At 40.7% G+C, this 16,999-nt stretch carries 14 protein-coding genes and 1 tRNA gene; 10 read left to right on the top strand and 5 right to left on the bottom strand.

Annotated elements, in window-relative coordinates; all coding sequences use genetic code 11:
* The first annotated feature begins 3 nt into the window (after positions 1-3).
* From OHT75_RS14545 to gloA, 10 genes are all read left to right on the top strand, one after another.
* Positions 4-79: transfer RNA gene (locus OHT75_RS14545), tRNA-Asn, on the top strand.
* 242 nt (positions 80-321) lie between these two features.
* Positions 322-2,220 (top strand): EAL domain-containing protein, encoded by a 1,899-nt coding sequence (locus OHT75_RS14540; protein WP_264727900.1) that lies wholly within the window; start codon positions 322-324, stop codon positions 2,218-2,220.
* Between the two features lie 146 nt (positions 2,221-2,366).
* On the top strand, positions 2,367-2,945 hold the full coding sequence (gene rsxA, locus OHT75_RS14535) for an electron transport complex subunit RsxA (protein WP_264727897.1): 579 nt from the start codon (positions 2,367-2,369) through the stop codon (positions 2,943-2,945).
* Positions 2,945-3,520, top strand: a complete 576-nt coding sequence (gene rsxB, locus OHT75_RS14530) for an electron transport complex subunit RsxB (protein ID WP_406682031.1) — start codon at positions 2,945-2,947, stop codon at positions 3,518-3,520. Before rsxA ends, rsxB begins: the two co-directional genes overlap by 1 nt.
* Positions 3,520-6,006, top strand: a complete 2,487-nt coding sequence (gene rsxC, locus OHT75_RS14525; RefSeq protein ID WP_264727895.1) for an electron transport complex subunit RsxC — start codon at positions 3,520-3,522, stop codon at positions 6,004-6,006. The genes rsxB and rsxC overlap by 1 nt, the downstream gene beginning before the upstream one ends.
* A gap of 2 nt (positions 6,007-6,008) precedes the next feature.
* On the top strand, positions 6,009-7,061 hold the full coding sequence (gene rsxD, locus OHT75_RS14520; RefSeq protein ID WP_264727893.1) for an electron transport complex subunit RsxD: 1,053 nt from the start codon (positions 6,009-6,011) through the stop codon (positions 7,059-7,061).
* A gap of 24 nt (positions 7,062-7,085) precedes the next feature.
* Positions 7,086-7,709, top strand: a complete 624-nt coding sequence (gene rsxG, locus OHT75_RS14515; RefSeq protein WP_264728201.1) for an electron transport complex subunit RsxG — start codon at positions 7,086-7,088, stop codon at positions 7,707-7,709.
* On the top strand, positions 7,702-8,397 hold the full coding sequence (locus tag OHT75_RS14510) for an electron transport complex subunit E (RefSeq protein ID WP_264727890.1): 696 nt from the start codon (positions 7,702-7,704) through the stop codon (positions 8,395-8,397). Before rsxG ends, OHT75_RS14510 begins: the two co-directional genes overlap by 8 nt.
* Before the next feature lie 7 nt (positions 8,398-8,404).
* Entirely contained in the window at positions 8,405-9,046 is a 642-nt protein-coding gene (nth, locus tag OHT75_RS14505; protein ID WP_264727888.1) for an endonuclease III, read from the top strand.
* 717 nt (positions 9,047-9,763) lie between these two features.
* Positions 9,764-10,174, top strand: coding sequence for a lactoylglutathione lyase (gene gloA, locus OHT75_RS14500; RefSeq protein ID WP_264727886.1), 411 nt, complete (start codon positions 9,764-9,766; stop codon positions 10,172-10,174).
* 58 nt (positions 10,175-10,232) lie between these two features.
* Here the strand turns inward: gloA and OHT75_RS14495 are convergent, their stop codons facing one another.
* The 5 genes from OHT75_RS14495 to OHT75_RS14475 all read right to left on the bottom strand — a co-directional run bounded on the left by OHT75_RS14495 (position 10,233) and on the right by OHT75_RS14475 (position 16,961).
* A complete protein-coding gene (locus tag OHT75_RS14495) occupies positions 10,233-12,794 on the bottom strand; it encodes a TonB-dependent receptor (RefSeq protein ID WP_264727885.1) in 2,562 nt (853 codons plus the stop codon).
* Positions 12,795-14,050: 1,256 nt separating this feature from the next.
* Positions 14,051-15,055, bottom strand: coding sequence for a Holliday junction branch migration DNA helicase RuvB (gene ruvB / locus OHT75_RS14490; protein WP_264727883.1), 1,005 nt, complete (start codon positions 15,053-15,055; stop codon positions 14,051-14,053).
* A 20-nt stretch (positions 15,056-15,075) separates the two neighbouring features.
* On the bottom strand, positions 15,076-15,693 hold the full coding sequence (ruvA, locus tag OHT75_RS14485; protein WP_264727881.1) for a Holliday junction branch migration protein RuvA: 618 nt from the start codon (positions 15,691-15,693) through the stop codon (positions 15,076-15,078).
* Positions 15,690-16,211, bottom strand: coding sequence for a crossover junction endodeoxyribonuclease RuvC (gene ruvC / locus OHT75_RS14480; RefSeq protein WP_264727880.1), 522 nt, complete (start codon positions 16,209-16,211; stop codon positions 15,690-15,692). Before ruvC ends, ruvA begins: the two co-directional genes overlap by 4 nt.
* Before the next feature lie 3 nt (positions 16,212-16,214).
* On the bottom strand, positions 16,215-16,961 hold the full coding sequence (locus tag OHT75_RS14475; protein WP_264727878.1) for a YebC/PmpR family DNA-binding transcriptional regulator: 747 nt from the start codon (positions 16,959-16,961) through the stop codon (positions 16,215-16,217).
* Between the last annotated feature and the right edge of the window lie 38 nt (positions 16,962-16,999).

The following is a 16,999-nucleotide window of genomic DNA, read 5'->3' as shown; positions in this document are numbered from 1 at the left end:
TATTCCCCAGTAGTTCAGTCGGTAGAACGGCGGACTGTTAATCCGTATGTCACTGGTTCAAGTCCAGTCTGGGGAGCCAACTAAACATCTACTTCATAAGCCCTTTCAATAAAATACTGCATATTATTTAAATATTGCTAAAATATAACCTATTCAGGTTAGTGATTTAGTTAGTGTATTTCTGTTATGATTATTTGTTAATGTAAAATTACCTTTTCGGTAAACCAAAAAATTAGTTCTTCCAAGAATAAATAACCATCTACTTGTTTTCTTTACTGATAGCAGAGTGAAAAGAGATCACCCTTATATTATGGATATGTTATGGGCTTATCAAAATCCTTCCAATTGATACTACTGCTTGTGTTCGGGTTGTTGTTTATTCGCGTTTATACCCTTGAAGACCAAAAAGTTCAAAATCAAGCGGGATCAGTTCGACAGAATTTTATCATTTATGTCCAGCAATTCAGTGATTGGACGGGAAATGGCGAGGACTTATACAACACCTTTAGCAAAGACAATGATTTTCAATTTTTTCAATACACCCATAACTCAGATAGCAGTCTTAACTATACATTTGGCTCATTAGCGATTACGGCCCCTAATATTGCAGATACCTTATTCAAAGTAGATGTAGACTATAGTTTCAACTTCCCTGATGGACGCATGCAAGTACGTCTGAGCTCTGATGGAGTAATCAGTGATAGCCTGGCTGATTTACAAGAAATTTCTGAATTACTCGCCATCAGCTATCTGGTTTTAATGCTGTTATTTGCTTTGCTATCACGGGCACACAAAAAACAAATCAATTACGCTGCCCAGTATATTAATAGTATTTCAACACTTTCATTTCAAGCGCTAGAAACTTCGCGTCTTAAAGGCTTACTCACCCCTATCGGCGATGCATTAGAAAAATGCCGTTCTCGATTAAAAGAAAGCTTAGACTCCATTCGATTAGAAAATGAAAAACTCACCAAATCGGCTTACCTCGATCCAGTCACTGAATTTTCGACACGTCCAAGATTCATTACGCAGTTAGATAACGTTACTGACGAGCAAAAAAATGAATTTGGTGTGTTAGTGATGATAAAAGCATCTGAGCTTGCCAATGTTAATCAACTCTATGGTCGTATCGCCGGTGACGATTACTTAGCAAAATTATCTGATTGCATTAGAAATGCAGCTAATCGAAATTCTAAAACGGAGTATTTTAGAATTTCCAGCAGTGATTTTGCCCTTTTCCTTGAAAATTCAACAATTAAAGATAGCGTTAGTTACGTTGAAAAACTCAAGCAACAATTTGATGATTACACAATAAGTACCCAAAAAGATTCTGTTGCTCACATCGGGGTGGTCCCGTATAAATCTGCAAACGATCCGATGACACTATTAGCGATCGCAGATTCTGCAGTGAGCATTGCACAGACTTTAGGACCTAATCGTTATCATTACTTAGAGACATTTGAAGCAAATGAAAAATTCGGTGATGAACATTGGAAAATCACCATTAACGATATCATTAATCGTCGTGGGGTTAAGTTTTATCAACAACCAATATTACCCTGTAACACTGATAACGATTTATACAGAGAGCTGTTATCACGTTTTTATAATGCTGAAGGCCAACATTTACCCACCGCCACTGTGATTGCCATGTCTGAAAGATATGGGTTGAGTGTTGAATTAGATAAAATGATTGTGACTAACACACTCAAATTAATGCAAGAGAATCCGAGCCTATTAGGGGCTTTTGGCGTTAACATCAGTTCGACATCGGCTTTACAGGATGTGTTCATTTACTGGTTAAAAGATGTGTTAAGTAATCACCGTAAAGAAGCAGCAAGGTTAGTGTTTGAAATTAACGAATCAGGTATGCAAGCAAATTTGAATGCCAGTCATCGTTTTGTATCTGAAATGCATAAAGTCAATGCAAAAGTTGCTGTTGAACGTTTTGGTCTAGGATTCACCTCATTTAAATTTTTTCGAGAGGTGCGGCCTGATTATATTAAACTCGATAGCAGTTATAGTGATGCTATCGCCGCCGATAACAATAATAAATTCTTTGTCCGTATGATTGTCGATATCGCTAAAAGATTAAATATTTTAGTGTTTGCCACCGGTGTCGAGCGTCAAGATGAAAAATTAACGCTAGAAAAACTGCTAGTCGATGGTCTACAGGGTTATTACATTGCCAAACCTGATGAGGTAATTAAGTCAGAATAAGCCCATTTGGGTAGCACTTTGGCAACCAATGTGAACATTTTTATTTTAAGGTTAGCAATTATCTGGTTAACCTTATTTTTTATCCGTTGTTTCTCAGCGCTAAACCTTAGATAATATGCAGATCTTTTATTAATAAATGTGTAGCGATGACAGAGTATCTTCTCTTATTGATTGGCACTGTACTGGTCAACAACTTTGTATTAGTTAAATTTCTTGGTTTATGCCCCTTCATGGGCGTTTCCAGTAAGCTCGCCTCAGCGATTGGTATGTCAATGGCGACGACCTTCGTGCTCACACTGGCATCGATTTTAAGTTATTTAACCAATGAGTTTTTGCTGCAGCCATTTGATTTAGCCTATTTACGGACAATGAGCTTCATTCTTGTCATAGCGGTAGTCGTGCAATTTACTGAAATGTTAGTCCAAAAAACCAGTGCCACATTGCATCGAGCACTGGGTATTTACCTTCCATTAATCACCACAAACTGCGCAGTTTTGGGTGTCGCGCTTTTAAACGTAAATGAAGACCATAATTTCCTGCAATCTGCGGTGTATGGCTTCGGTGCTGCTGTTGGTTTTTCATTGGTTTTAGTATTATTTTCTGCAATGCGAGAACGTCTTGCCGCTGCTGATGTGCCGTTACCATTTAAAGGCGGGGCAATTGCTATGATAACCGCCGGTCTTATGTCATTGGCCTTTATGGGATTCGCGGGGCTAGTGAAGTAATGATAACCAGTATTTTTGTCGCTGTTGCGGTGCTCACTATTGTAGCTATCGTTTTTGGCATCATTTTAGGATTTGCCGCCGATAAATTCAAAGTTGAAGGCAATCCGATTATCGATCAAGTCGAGGCACTTTTACCTCAAACACAATGTGGCCAATGCGGTTATCCGGGTTGTCGTCCCTATGCTGAAGCCATCGCTAATGGCGATAAAGTGAATAAATGTCCGCCTGGTGGCACCGCTACCATGGAAAAATTGGCCGAATTGATGGGTGTTGACCCCGAACCATTGAATCAAGAAGCCCAAGAAGCAGTAAAAAAAGTGGCATATATTCGAGAAGACGAATGTATTGGTTGTACTAAATGCATTCAAGCTTGTCCTGTCGATGCAATCGTCGGCACGGGTAAATTAATGCACACGGTTATCGCTAAAGATTGTACAGGTTGTGATTTATGTGTTGAGCCCTGCCCTGTTGATTGCATAGATATGCTCCCTGTGCAGACCACTTTAAAAAACTGGGACTGGAAGCTAAATGCCATACCTGTCACCCTTGTGTCAGACAGCCAAGAGGAAAAATAGTGTTAACTTTATTAGAACAATTAGATAAAGGCTCACTTTGGCAGTCTCCTGGCGGTATTCACCCCCCTGAGCTTAAAGAGTTATCCAATACACAAGCTATCAGTCGTTTACCTTTAGCAAAACATTTTATTGTGCCTGTTCCGCAGGTTGGCGAGCAGGCTCGTTTACTGATCGACGTAGGCCAAACAGTACTAAAAGGTCAACTACTTACTGAGGGCAATGGTTTTCTCTATTTACCGGTGCACGCCCCTACCTCTGGAAAAGTCACTGATATTAAGCCTGTTGCCAGCAATCACGCCTCTGGTTTAGCGGTATTAAGTATTATTATTGAAGCTGACGGTTTAGATACTTGGTGCCAACTCAATGCATCCGATCCCAACACGCTATCCCACAGCGAACTTATCTTTAAGATAAAACAAGCGGGCATTTCAGGCATGGGCGGGGCGACATTTCCTACACATATTAAATTGAACACTGCCAGTGAAATTGGCCTTGTTATTATTAATGGTGTCGAATGTGAGCCCTATATCACCGCAGATGATCGCTTAATGCGTGAACACAGTCATGAGATCTTAAAAGGCATTGAAATTATTCATCGCCTATTGAGTCCACAGCGGATAATTATTGCCATTGAAGACAACAAGCCTGAAGCGGCTAAAGCAATGCAACAGGCTATTAGTCTGAGTAATCTGCCTGCAAATAGCACAAGGGTAACCGTTATCCCGACTAAATATCCTTCTGGTGGTGAAAAACAGCTCATCCAAATCATCACTGGTAAGGAAGTGCCAAGTGGTTGTTTACCTTCTCAATTAGGGATTGTCGTGCAAAATGTGGGCACGGCTTATGCTATCCAAGACGCCATTTATTTTGGTAAGCCTTTAATTGAGCGCGTGGTCACTTTTACGGGTAAAAACATTCACCAACCTGGCAATTATTGGCTCCCCATCGGTACTCCTATAACTGCAGCACTTGAACGCGTTGGCTTTCAACCATCAACAACACAAAAACTGATTATTGGTGGCCCGATGATGGGCTATGCAATAAACGATACATATGTACCTGTGTTAAAAGGAACCAACTGTGTTTTGGCCCCGTCCGATGACGAAATAAGTCCCGACATGGATGAAAAGGCCTGCATACGTTGTGGTGAATGTGCCCTTGCATGCCCTGCTCTTTTATTACCACAGCAATTGTTTTGGCATGCAAAAGCTGAAGAATACGACAAAGCTGCAAGTTTTAATTTACAAGACTGCATCGAATGCGGTTGTTGCAGCTATGTGTGTCCAAGCGATATTCCATTAGTTGAATATTACCGTATTGCGAAATCAGCATTAAGAATTGCAGCCGAAGAAAAAGTCCTTGCTGAACAAGCAAAACTGAGATTTGAAGCCAGACTTCAACGTTTAGAAGATGAAAAAATCGCCCGTGAAGCAAAAGCAAAAGCTGCCGCTGAAAAACGCCAGGCGAATATGAAGTCATCCGATAAAGACGCAGTCGCGGCTGCTATGGCGAGGATTGCAGCCAAAAAAGCGGCACAATCTCATGAAGTAAATCAACCAGTGAATACACAAAGTGACAAAGCTGTTACTGAAACTACAGATAAAAAAACTGCTGTCAGTGCCGCAATAGCCAGAGCAAAAGCGAAAAAGGCCGCTCAAACAGCACAGTCTCATTCATCGGCCGAAAATAATCCATCGCAAGCTGAATCAACGGCGCTGAATGAACAAGATAATATCACTACAGAAGTAATGTCACAAAAAGACCGCATTGCGGCAGCTGTAGCCCGCGCCAAGGCGAAAAAAGCCGCTCAAAATAACCAAGCTAATCCCTCGGTTCTCGCTGTGAATAACGTATCTGAGATGACTACGTCAGATGATGTAAAGAATGACAAAAAAGCCAAAGTGGCTGCCGCGATTGCTAAAGCTAAAGCAAAAAAGTTACACCAGACAGGATCAACAGATAATGCAACTGAAATTGAACCAACAGAAACTCACTCAGTAATCATCACAGCAACAAACAATACTGTTATTACAGAAAAACCCGTGACTGGATCTAAAATCGATGCGACAGACCTGGATAAAAAGGCACGGGTGGCTTTAGCCATCGCCAAGGCGAAAGCAAAGAAATCACAACAAAAAGACGATAAAATCATAGGTTACGAGGATCAGCATCCTTTAGCATCCCGTTCGGAAGTACACCATAATGAGCCAATATCTACCGATATTGACACGGAAAGTGTTGCTGATGTTGTCCTAAATGATCCTGAAAAGGACAAAAAAGCACGTATTGCTGCCGCCGTTGCAAAGGCTAAGGCAAAGCAATTACAGCAGACTGAAACCAAAAATCTAGAATTAGCGTTATCGAATGCAGCATCACAAGCTGACAACTTTGATTCCGCCACACTAGATAAAAAAGCAAAAATTGCAGCCGCTGTTGCCAAAGCAAAAGCAAAAAAACTGGCTCTACAAGCTGATAAAAAGGATTAATCATGGCATTTAAGATTGCCTCATCGCCCCATGTTGGCAACACTTTGCAAACGGCAAAAGTCATGCAAAGAGTTGCACTGTGCTTACTTCCAGGTATTGCAGCTCAGCTGTATTTTTTTGGATTTGGCACTTTATTCCAAATTGCTATCGCTGTTATTACCGCTTATGCCGCTGAGGCAGTCATATTAGCAATGCGAAATCGGCCGATTAAATCAACATTAGCTGACAACAGTGCATTGGTCACAGCACTATTGCTTGCGATTGCCATTCCACCATTAGCCCCTTGGTGGATCATTGTCATCGGCACGCTATTTTCCATCATTATTGTTAAGCATCTATACGGTGGGCTGGGTAATAATTTGTTTAACCCTGCTATGGCGGGTTATGTTCTATTACTTATCTCGTTTCCTGTACAAATGACTGACTGGGTATCACCTATGTCAGCGGCACAACAATCCGTTACCTTAAGCTATGCTTGGCAAGTGGTATTCGATTCTGCCTCAGATATTTTGTTGGCAGGACATAATCTCGCCATTGATGGCACCACAATGGCCACCCCACTGGACACATTAAAAACCGACCTATCAATGGGAATAACAACCCATGAAAGTTTAGCAAAACCGATTTTTTCAGGCATGGCAGGCTTGGGATGGTTTGAGGTAAATTTTGCATTCTTGATCGGCGGACTGATCATGCTCAAACTCAAGGTTATTCGTTGGCAGATAAGCGTTGGGATCCTAAGCGCGTTATTTTTGTGCTCAAGTTTTGGATTTCTTCTTAATCCTGACACGCACGTTAGCCCAATTATGCACTTATTTTCAGGTGGCACTATGCTAGCGGCTTTCTTTATTGCCACCGATCCTGTCACGGCTGCAACCAGTGCTCGAGGACGCATCATCTTTGGCGCAATGATAGGCGTGTTGATTTATGTGATAAGAACCTTTGGTGGGTATCCTGATGCTGTGGCATTTGCCGTATTATTGGCAAATATGTGCGCCCCTTTTATCGATCATTATGTTCGCCCAAGAGCATATGGTCATCGGTCAGGGAGTTAAATCGTGTCAATTAAAGATAATTCTATGCTTAAAAATGGCACTATTTTGGGGGTGTTTGCCCTCTGTTGTACCGGCTTAGTTGCGGTCGTAAATGGGCTGACTAAAGATACCATTTTACAGCAGCAACGTGCACAACTTAGCCAAACATTAACCCAAGTCATCCCAGCGCAATACCATGATAATGAATTAGTATCGCACTGTGTACTAGTAAACTCTGCTGAGCTTTTAGGTACAGATGAGGATTTACCTGCCTATATTGCAATGCAATCAAAAATACCCAGTGCGATTGCAATTGAAGCGATTGCCCCCGATGGCTATAACGGTGCCATAAAACTCATTATTGGTATAGACAATGAGAATAATGTCTTAGGCGTACGCACCCTTGTTCATCAAGAAACCCCTGGGCTGGGCGATAAAATTGAATTGCGAAAATCAGATTGGGTTAGCTATTTTACCGGTCAGCAATGGACCAAAGATGATCCATCTTGGAAAGTAAAAAAAGACGGTGGTCAATTTGATCAATTTACCGGCGCAACCATTACCCCTAGAGCCTATGTAAAGGCCATCAATAACGCAGTAGCTTTTGTTGATGCCAATCGCAACACACTTTATCAAAGTGGTCGACGCTGCGGAGAATCCCATGAGTAAGTATCAAGACATCGCCAAACAAGGACTATGGTCAAATAACCCTGGTTTAGTGCAGTTACTAGGCTTATGTCCTCTATTAGCGGTAACGGCCACGATCACTAATGCACTCGGACTTGGAGTGGCTACATTAATTGTGCTAGTCGGCTCTAATATTTTAGTGTCTTTGGTTCGTGATTTTGTTCCAAAAGAAATTCGTATCCCTGTGTTTGTGATGATTATTGCTGCGTTGGTAACCTGCGTACAATTATTGGTCAATGCTTATGCGTATGGCTTATATTTATCACTGGGTATTTTCTTACCGTTAATTGTCACCAACTGCGTGATTATCGGCCGTGCAGAAGCATTCGCATCGCGAAATTCCCTCGCACACTCAGCATTTGATGGTTTAATGATGGGGCTAGGTTTTACTGCTGTGCTTGTAGTGTTGGGCGCAACTCGTGAGGTACTTGGGCAAGGCACCCTATTTGATGGCGCAGATTTATTACTTGGAGATTGGGCTAAATCGCTTACCATTCACCTATGGCAAGTCGATAATGCATTTTTGCTGGCGTTACTTCCCCCAGGCGCATTTATTGCAATGGGATTATTAATTGCGTTGAAAAACGTTATTGACCTGAAAATGAAACAGCGCCAACCCCAAATGCCAACCCAGATTGTGGAGCGAGCACGTATCACTAAAGTGAGCTAGTTTTCTGATGAATAAAGACAAACGAATACAAATACTCAAACGATTACGGGACAACAATCCTAAGCCTGAGACTGAACTCAATTTTAGTTCGCCTTTTGAATTGTTAGTTGCGGTGACGTTATCGGCTCAAGCAACAGATGTGAGTGTAAATAAAGCCACAGATAAGTTATTTCCCATCGCCAATACCCCACAGGCTATTTATGATTTAGGGGTAGACGGATTAAAACATTATATTAAAACCATAGGGCTATATAATAATAAAGCCGTTAACGTTATTAACGCCTGTAAAATGTTAATCGACCTACATCAAGGCGAAGTCCCTGAAAATCGCGAAGCATTGGAAGCCCTTCCCGGAGTGGGGCGTAAAACAGCTAATGTGGTGCTCAATACCGCTTTTGGTTGGCCCACTATTGCTGTTGATACCCATATATTTAGGATGGCGAATCGCACTAAATTTGCGATGGGTAAAAATGTCGACCAAGTTGAAGAAAAAATGCTTAAGGTCACCCCTGCAGAATTTAAAGTTGATGTACATCACTGGTTTATTCTACATGGCAGATATACCTGCATTGCCAGAAAGCCACGTTGTGGTTCTTGCATCATTGAAGATTTATGCGAGTTTAACGAAAAATTTTATCCTGAAGAATAAACTCAATGGTTTATTTGAGATCGAAAAAGCCGCTACAAGCGGCTTTTTTGATTATGCTGATTTGATGGTCGATTAAAAATTTAAAAAAGTGAAACGAAAAAAGCACTGAAACAAATTGCAATGATTACGGTTGTGCCTAAAGCCATTTTTAGTTCGGTTGTCATGTTAAATCTCCCATTTGTTATAGGCAAATCATAGCGCGCTGGGAGAATTTTTGTAGCGTTGAATTGTGCATTTGTGAACTAAAGCAAATTTTAATTCATTTTTACAATCTTACCTACCACAGTACATCAGTGCGCAGAAACAGCGAAGAAAAAATACCTGATATCAATGCAAATTTTTGTGATTAGAACTTATCAACAATCTAAAAATTAACGCTATTATCAATTATTCCAAGAGTTAGAAGGAGCCAATTTTATTAAGATTGGTATCACACCCTCACCAGAAATCATTAAAGCTTAGCAAAGAGCCTTTTGTCATTTTGACATGATGAAAATGCTCGGTCTTATCTTGTTAACAGTATCATTAATAATAGTCATTGCTTATCAGAAGCTAACCTTAGGTAAGGTAAAATTGGTATTGTTAGCCTCATTCATTAGATAACCATAACTAAGCACCTGTTTATATTATTGTATCTTCACTTAACTTTGCTGTTATCCCTTTACAAGTATTGTTATGATCCCTGTTTGTCATTCGCCTTGTTATAGGACAACTATCATGTCGCAACTTTTACATACTATGATCCGCGTGGGTAATTTAGAACGCAGTATCGCTTTTTATACTAATGTGATGGGGATGAAACTGTTACGCCAATCTGAAAATCCTGAGTATAAATATACTCTTGCATTTGTTGGTTATGGAGAAGAATCAACCGGCCAAGCCGTCATTGAATTAACCTACAACTGGGGAGTTGAACAATACGATCTTGGCACTGGCTTTGGCCATTTAGCCATTGGTGAAGCAGACATCTATGCCCGTTGTGAAGCAATTGTTGCTGCTGGTGGCAAAATAACACGCGCCCCTGGACCGGTTGCTGGTGGTAAAACAGAAATTGCGTTTGTTGAAGATCCTGATGGTTATAAAATTGAGTTAATTCAAAAAAGCGCCGCTATGGCAGCCCTAGGTTAATGCGATAAATTTTGCAAAAAAAAGCCAGCAACAGCTGGCTTTTTTATGCAATCAGAATTTAGAACTTCATCGAGAAGCCTGCATAATATTGACGTCCAATTACATCATAAACTTCAGGTACTGTTCCACCATCAGAACCATTTGATACTCTTGATGGTTCTTCATCTGTTAGATTTTTAACACCTGCCATCAATGTCATATCATCATTGATATGATATGTGCCAGAGATATTGTGGTACAACACAGCATCGGCCTTAGCCAATGCAGCAATAGGATTGCCGCTTTCGTCATAATCAGTGTAATGGTCATCCATTTCACCGATGTAACGATTGAAGTACATTACACTCCAATCTCCCTGAGATGCTTGGATACTGAAGTTATTACGCACTTTGGCATAAGCACCAAAATTGCCATCGATGGTACCCGTATAATCTTCATTATCTTGCTCAAAGTTTAGCAAGTAAGTCGTATCGTTACTGATTTTCCAGTCTAAACCTAAGCCTTCAAAACTATAGGCTAAGTTAAAATCGATACCTGAAGTATTTTGAGAACCAACGTTAGTCAATGAACTCGTCAAGTTATCAAACTTAGCAGCTCCAGCAGTTGGATCAATACCGAAGGTATCACAAGCAGTGCTATCATTACCGATTAAACATGCATTAATACCTGATTGCACATCTAAACGTGTGATCGCATTGGTTACTTTGAAACTCCAGTAATCTAATGTTAATGATAAACCATCAATTGCGCTCGGAGAATATACTAAACCTGCAGTTAATGATTCAGATTCTTCTGCTTCTAAATCATCATCAGAAGTATAACGAACTAGAATTTGCGGGTCCTGCTCATGACCTAATGGATCGCTTAAGTAGTCAAATGAACCTGTGTCTCCACCGTATAATTCGCTGATGCTTGGGGCTCTGAAACCTGTTGCAGCAACACCACGAAGCATTAGATCATCAGTAGCTTCATAGGTTAAGCCTACTTTCCAAGTAGTTGCTTTACCAAAGGTAGAATAATCATCATAACGTAGCGCAAACTCACCGGTTAGCTTATCAGTGAACGGTACACTGACTTCTTGGAAAATAGAGAACACGTTATAATCGCCATCTGTTGCATCCTGTTGCGCAGCAGTACCGTCACCATCTTGAATCACTTGATCAGGCGTATAATATCCACTTTCATAGCGATATTCTGCACCAATAGCAAAAGCAACTGCTCCTGCATCTAAATCGAATAATTCACCGTTCAAACCTGCTGAGAAAGTATGTTGCTCATTACCACCGCTGTTTCGTTCGGTAAAACTGATGTCATCGATAATGGCTTGAGTTAATGGATCACCATTAAACCATGCACCTTGGTTAGCATATACAGAGTCTTCCATTTTGGTCGCATTGATTGAATTTTCGACCTGAGTTTTGGCTTTGTTATTTCCGTAAGTATAAGACGCATCCCAGTTGAAACCAGTATGCACATCTAAGGTACCTGCTAACCCTGCTGATACGCGATAGGTATCGGTATCTTGGGAGTAAATACGTGGGCCAACATCGGTAGTGCGACGACGATAATTAACACGGCCAGTATCATCAGCGCCAATACCGCCTTTAATCATTGCATCATCAAGTGTGATGCAAGGTTCCCCTGGTAATATATTGGCATCACCGCACACATTTAACATGATATCTGCAGGTTGAGCAGACATTTGTTGATTTGATTTACGTTTGGTATATAAAAAATCACCCGTAAATACAATATCGTCGTTAATTTCTTGCACCATGTTAGCGAACACACTGGTACGTTCATTTGGCGTTTGATAGAAACTGTCTTGGGTGAAATCATAGCCGGTGTTGCGTTTAACCCACTCACCTTCATCGTTAATAACTTTGCCGCCTAATGATCCCTCCGGAATAAAAGAGCTGTAGCCTGGTTCAGTCCAATCACGGTCTGATTGAATCACGCCTTCACGTTTAGAATAAGCCACACCAAAAGTATAGTTTCCTGAATCAGTATTCAAACCATAAAGTGCACTGATTTCACCATTTTCACCATCACTTTTATCCGTCATTCCACCTTGAACATCAAACTGAAATCCTTCAAAGTCTTTTTTGGTGATAATGTTAACCACACCCGCAATTGCATCAGAACCATAAACAGCTGAAGCACCGTCTTTTAAAATTTCAACGCGGGCAATCATTGCAACAGGTATTGCATTTAAATCGACAGCACTATCTGCACCAGAACCAGAATTGACCATACGACGGCCATTTAGTAGCACCAAAGTACGTTGTGAACCCATGCCACGTAAATCAACCTGTGCTACGCCATCTGCGCCATTGTTAGTACTTGAACCTACTGCAGCACCCGCCATTGATGTTTGTGCTTGTAACAATTCATCAACTGACGTGAAACCCTCAGCCTTAATTGCTGCTGCATCAATCACGGTCACGGGAGATGCCGTTTCCATATCCTGACGTTGAATACGAGAACCCGTTACCTCAATACGCTCTACTTTTGCCGTTTCTTCTGCTGCATAAGCAGAAATTGATACACTTGATGAAACAGCAATGGATGCGAATAACGCGGTTTTTATACTTGTGGAAAGAACTGTTCTTTGGGTCATATTATATTGGCTCCCTGGCAATAATTTATTGTTATATTTTCGTTAAGTAGATATTCATTAAATTAACGATAGCTGGATATTGAATAAAATATTAAAACAGGTCAAACCCCAAACTTTTAACCTTTATGGCTTAGTTTGTTAATTAATTAAATTGTAAAATAAGTGATATTGTTAACTCAGAAAAAATTCACTATGAAAAGTCGTCAAATAAGTTACAAAAACTGGCTATTGTTTTATTTAAAGAGGATTAAACCTGAAGAGATATAACAATAAATACACTTGATAACTTACTAAAATGTGATCAAGATCACAAATTATTTAATTTTATAATGTTAATTGGAACTATCACAAGAATAGTCAACCTCTGTTCAATAGCGATATCACAGGATTTGGAGGCACTAATGAGATAATTAGTAACCCCATAAGGCAAAGAAGTGTGTGCAATTAACGCTATGTAAATGAATGAACCGTAATTATTGTTATCGTTTCAAAATAAATCTGAATAATTTGACTACCCAACCATTAAATTGGCTGAATAAATAATATTAATTATTTATCAATACATTTATAAGGCAAAAACAATTATAAAATTTACTAACAAATAGCATTCTGGCAACATCAATTACACCTGAAACAATATGTAACTGCCGATTTGATTGTATTAAAAATGGAAACTCGATTTATAAACCATTAAAAATATCGTTAATATGAACTTTACATTCTTATATATTTATAATGACTCTTGCAAAAAAACATCAGCATTTTAAATGTGTAAATCAATGTTGATTTCTGATTAAAAGCATAAAAATAAAACACTCTAAAAATTTCGATTGTTCAACGATTGTCAGTATCTGCCATCCTCGCGTTATAAAATAAGTGTCATACGAATTCTAAAATGCTGTGTTTAACGTCTGTTTCCGCTCAATGTAAGATCGCAAGCTAAGAACGAGCTAGATGAACCAAAATTAAAGTAAAAGAGCCACCTTCTGATGAAGGTGGCTTTGATATCACTCCCTAAAATGGAGCTTTCCTACCATGCGTTAACAAGACTCCATAAATATATCCATATAGGCTCTATTAAATCATCCCTGATTTAGAAGCTTGTACCGCACCATTAGCAAAGCTAACGTATTACTTGAGTTAATCAGCTATTGAACATACTTCAGGCAAAGCCTAATGGATGATAGCCCCCTACTGAAGTAGGTGGTTTATGGGCTGAAAATAAAAAGCGCACCTTAGTGCGCTTTTATGAATCATTATACCGGTTGAATAATATTGAAGTGCTGATAGGCCCTTGCTGTTGCAATACGCCCTCTTGGAGTGCGTTGAATAAACCCCTGTTGGATTAAAAATGGTTCCAATACATCTTCAATGGTATCTCTATCTTCGCCAATCGCTGCAGCAAGGTTATCAAGACCCACAGGTCCACCCATAAACTTATCAATAATCGCTAGCAATAGTTTTCTGTCTAAATAATCAAACCCTTCTAGATCCACATCAAGTAAATCTAACGCTTGTTCAGCTACACCTTGGGTTACAACACCGTCGTGTTTGACTTCAGCATAATCACGTACTCGTCGTAATAATCGATTGGCAATACGCGGTGTTCCACGAGAACGCTTGGCGATTTCAACAGCACCTTCAGGTGCAATAGCTAACCCCATCACTTTTGCCGAACGTGTCACAATGGTGGTTAAATCTTTCACATTATAAAACTCAAGCCGCAATGGAATACCAAAACGCGCTCTTAATGGCGAAGTTAACGCCCCCGCTCTTGTGGTCGCTCCAACTAGGGTAAAAGGCGGCAAGTCTAACTTGATAGAGCGCGCAGCAGGCCCCTCACCAATCATAATGTCTAATTGATAATCTTCCAATGCAGGATAAAGGATCTCTTCAACAACAGGGCTTAAGCGATGTATTTCATCGATAAATAACACATCCCCTTCTTCTAAGTTAGTTAATAGCGCGGCTAAATCACCGGCTTTTTCTAACACAGGTCCTGAGGTCGATTTAATATTCACTCCCATCTCATTGGCCACAATCATGGCTAAGGTGGTTTTGCCTAAGCCTGGGGGGCCAAAAATCAACATATGATCGAGCGCTTCTTTTCGATTTAGCGCAGCTTGAATAAACACCTTTAATTGGGCGCGGGTATCGTCTTGCCCCGTATACTCGTCAAGCATTTTGGGACGCATAGCTCTATCAATAGCTTCGTCTTGCACCAAAACTTGAGGTTGTATTAATCGATCTGCTTCAATCATGTTACCGCTGTCCTTTTAGGTTAAAGCATCGACTTTAATGCCGCTTTAATAAGTATTTCAGATGTCATATCAACTTTATAATTTGCAGCTACGGCCTTACTGGCTTGGGCAGGTTTGTAACCTAACGAAATTAACGCAGATATTGCATCTTCTTCTACGCTTTCAACCGTAGGAGCTGGTGAATAATTAGATTGTAAAACAAACTCACGTTCTGAACCAACAGACGCCGCTAACAAGGACTTAAGTTTATCGCGCATTTCAACAACGAGACGTTCTGCGGTTTTTTTACCCACGCCAGGCAGTTTAACTAAGGTGGCTATATCATCACGCTCAACGCAGGTAACGAACTCATTGGCACTCATACCTGATAAAATGGTCAGCGCTAATTTAGGCCCTACACCGTTGGTTTTAATTAATAGCCTGAATAAGGCACGCTCTTGCTTGGTAATAAAACCGTATAGCAATTGGGCATCTTCACGCACAACAAAATGGGTATATACCATTGCAGGTTGATTTAGCTCGGGAAGTTCATAAAAACTGGTTAGGGGTACCTGTAATTCGTAGCCGACACCGTTAACATCAAGCACGATTTCTGGAGCTTGCTTCTCAACCAAAATACCTTTTAAACGACCAATCATTTGTATCTTCCGTAGGTTCTTATGTTCGCCCTGCCACCTAAGGCAGCTAAACTTTGATTTGTATGATAATGACACATGGCTACAGCAAGTGCATCGGCAGCGTCAGCTTGTGGCGCTGCGGGTAATTTTAGTAGCTGCGTAACCATGTGTTGAACTTGGGTCTTTTGTGCTCTACCAGTGCCGACAACCGCACTTTTTATTTGGGTAGCACTATACTCTGCAACGGGTAAATCTGCACATGTCGCCGCAACAATCGCGGCGCCTCTTGCTTGACCAAGCTTGAGTGCAGAATCAGCATTTTTAGCCATAAATACCCGTTCGATGGCGAATTCATCTGGTTGATATTGAAGAATTATTTCAGATAATCCAGCAAATATCTGTTGTAATCTCAGGGGTAACTCATCAGATTGTGTGCGAATGCAACCACTACCGAGGTAAACTTGCTGGCGACCAACACACTGGATAACACCATAACCGGTTATCCTTGAGCCCGGGTCAACACCTAAAATAATTGCCATTGTTTACCCTAAACTTTCCATAACATCATCACTGATATCTGCATTATGATAAACCTCTTGGACATCATCATGATCTTCTAAGGTATCGATAAGTTTTAAGAATTTTTCGGCACTGTCTAAATCGAGTTCGGCTTTGGTCGATGGCACCTGTGTCACTTCTGCATTGACACAAACTAAAGCTGCAGCATCAAGGGCATCTTTCACTTTGCCGAAAGTATCGGGTAAAGTGTAAACATCAATTGAACCATCTTCATTGATGACAACATCTTCAGCACCAGACTCAAGCGCGGCATCCATGACACTTTCTTCATCTAGCCCCTCAGCATAGGAAATAACACCTAACTTGGTAAATAAGTATGCCACCGAGCCATCGGTGCCTAAGTTACCGCCATTTTTGCTGAAGGCGTTACGCACACCAGATACCGTGCGATTGCGATTATCCGTCATGGTTTCAACCATAACCGCACTGCCGCCTGGACCATAACCCTCATAAATAATGGTTTCTAGCTGTTGCCCTTCCGTTTCCCCAGCGCCACGTTTAATTGCACGTTCTACCGTGTCGCGGGTCATGTTATTCGATAACGCTTTATCGATTGCGGCTCTGAGTCTGGGATTTGCATCTGGATCTGAGCCTCCTTCTCGGGCGGCCACTGTCAACTCACGGATAAACTTGGTAAATAGCTTTCCGCGCTTTGCATCCTGTGCAGCTTTACGGTGCTTGATATTAGCCCATTTACTGTGTCCTGCCATGAAAGACTCCTGTTGTATCTGTTAATCTATTCGTCATT

It is taken from the genome of Shewanella subflava (genome assembly GCF_025971955.1).
GTDB classification, from domain to species: Bacteria; Pseudomonadota; Gammaproteobacteria; order Enterobacterales; family Shewanellaceae; genus Shewanella; species Shewanella subflava.
Note: the sequence above shows the minus strand (reverse complement) of the source record. Positions and strands in the feature narration are given on the sequence as shown.

What these genes read in the sequence shown, in the direction of transcription:
- rsxD (WP_264727893.1), top strand. Translation starts at nt 6,009, where the DNA reads ATGGCATTTAAGATTGCCTCATCGCCCCATGTTGGCAACACTTTGCAA.
- OHT75_RS14495 (WP_264727885.1), bottom strand. Translation starts at nt 12,794, where the DNA reads ATGACCCAAAGAACAGTTCTTTCCACAAGTATAAAAACCGCGTTATTC.
- rsxB (WP_406682031.1), top strand. Translation starts at nt 2,945, where the DNA reads ATGATAACCAGTATTTTTGTCGCTGTTGCGGTGCTCACTATTGTAGCT.
- ruvB (WP_264727883.1), bottom strand. Translation starts at nt 15,055, where the DNA reads ATGATTGAAGCAGATCGATTAATACAACCTCAAGTTTTGGTGCAAGAC.
- OHT75_RS14510 (WP_264727890.1), top strand. Translation starts at nt 7,702, where the DNA reads ATGAGTAAGTATCAAGACATCGCCAAACAAGGACTATGGTCAAATAAC.
- ruvA (WP_264727881.1), bottom strand. Translation starts at nt 15,693, where the DNA reads ATGATTGGTCGTTTAAAAGGTATTTTGGTTGAGAAGCAAGCTCCAGAA.
- OHT75_RS14540 (WP_264727900.1), top strand. Translation starts at nt 322, where the DNA reads ATGGGCTTATCAAAATCCTTCCAATTGATACTACTGCTTGTGTTCGGG.
- rsxG (WP_264728201.1), top strand. Translation starts at nt 7,086, where the DNA reads ATGCTTAAAAATGGCACTATTTTGGGGGTGTTTGCCCTCTGTTGTACC.
- nth (WP_264727888.1), top strand. Translation starts at nt 8,405, where the DNA reads ATGAATAAAGACAAACGAATACAAATACTCAAACGATTACGGGACAAC.
- ruvC (WP_264727880.1), bottom strand. Translation starts at nt 16,211, where the DNA reads ATGGCAATTATTTTAGGTGTTGACCCGGGCTCAAGGATAACCGGTTAT.
- OHT75_RS14475 (WP_264727878.1), bottom strand. Translation starts at nt 16,961, where the DNA reads ATGGCAGGACACAGTAAATGGGCTAATATCAAGCACCGTAAAGCTGCA.
- rsxA (WP_264727897.1), top strand. Translation starts at nt 2,367, where the DNA reads ATGACAGAGTATCTTCTCTTATTGATTGGCACTGTACTGGTCAACAAC.
- gloA (WP_264727886.1), top strand. Translation starts at nt 9,764, where the DNA reads ATGTCGCAACTTTTACATACTATGATCCGCGTGGGTAATTTAGAACGC.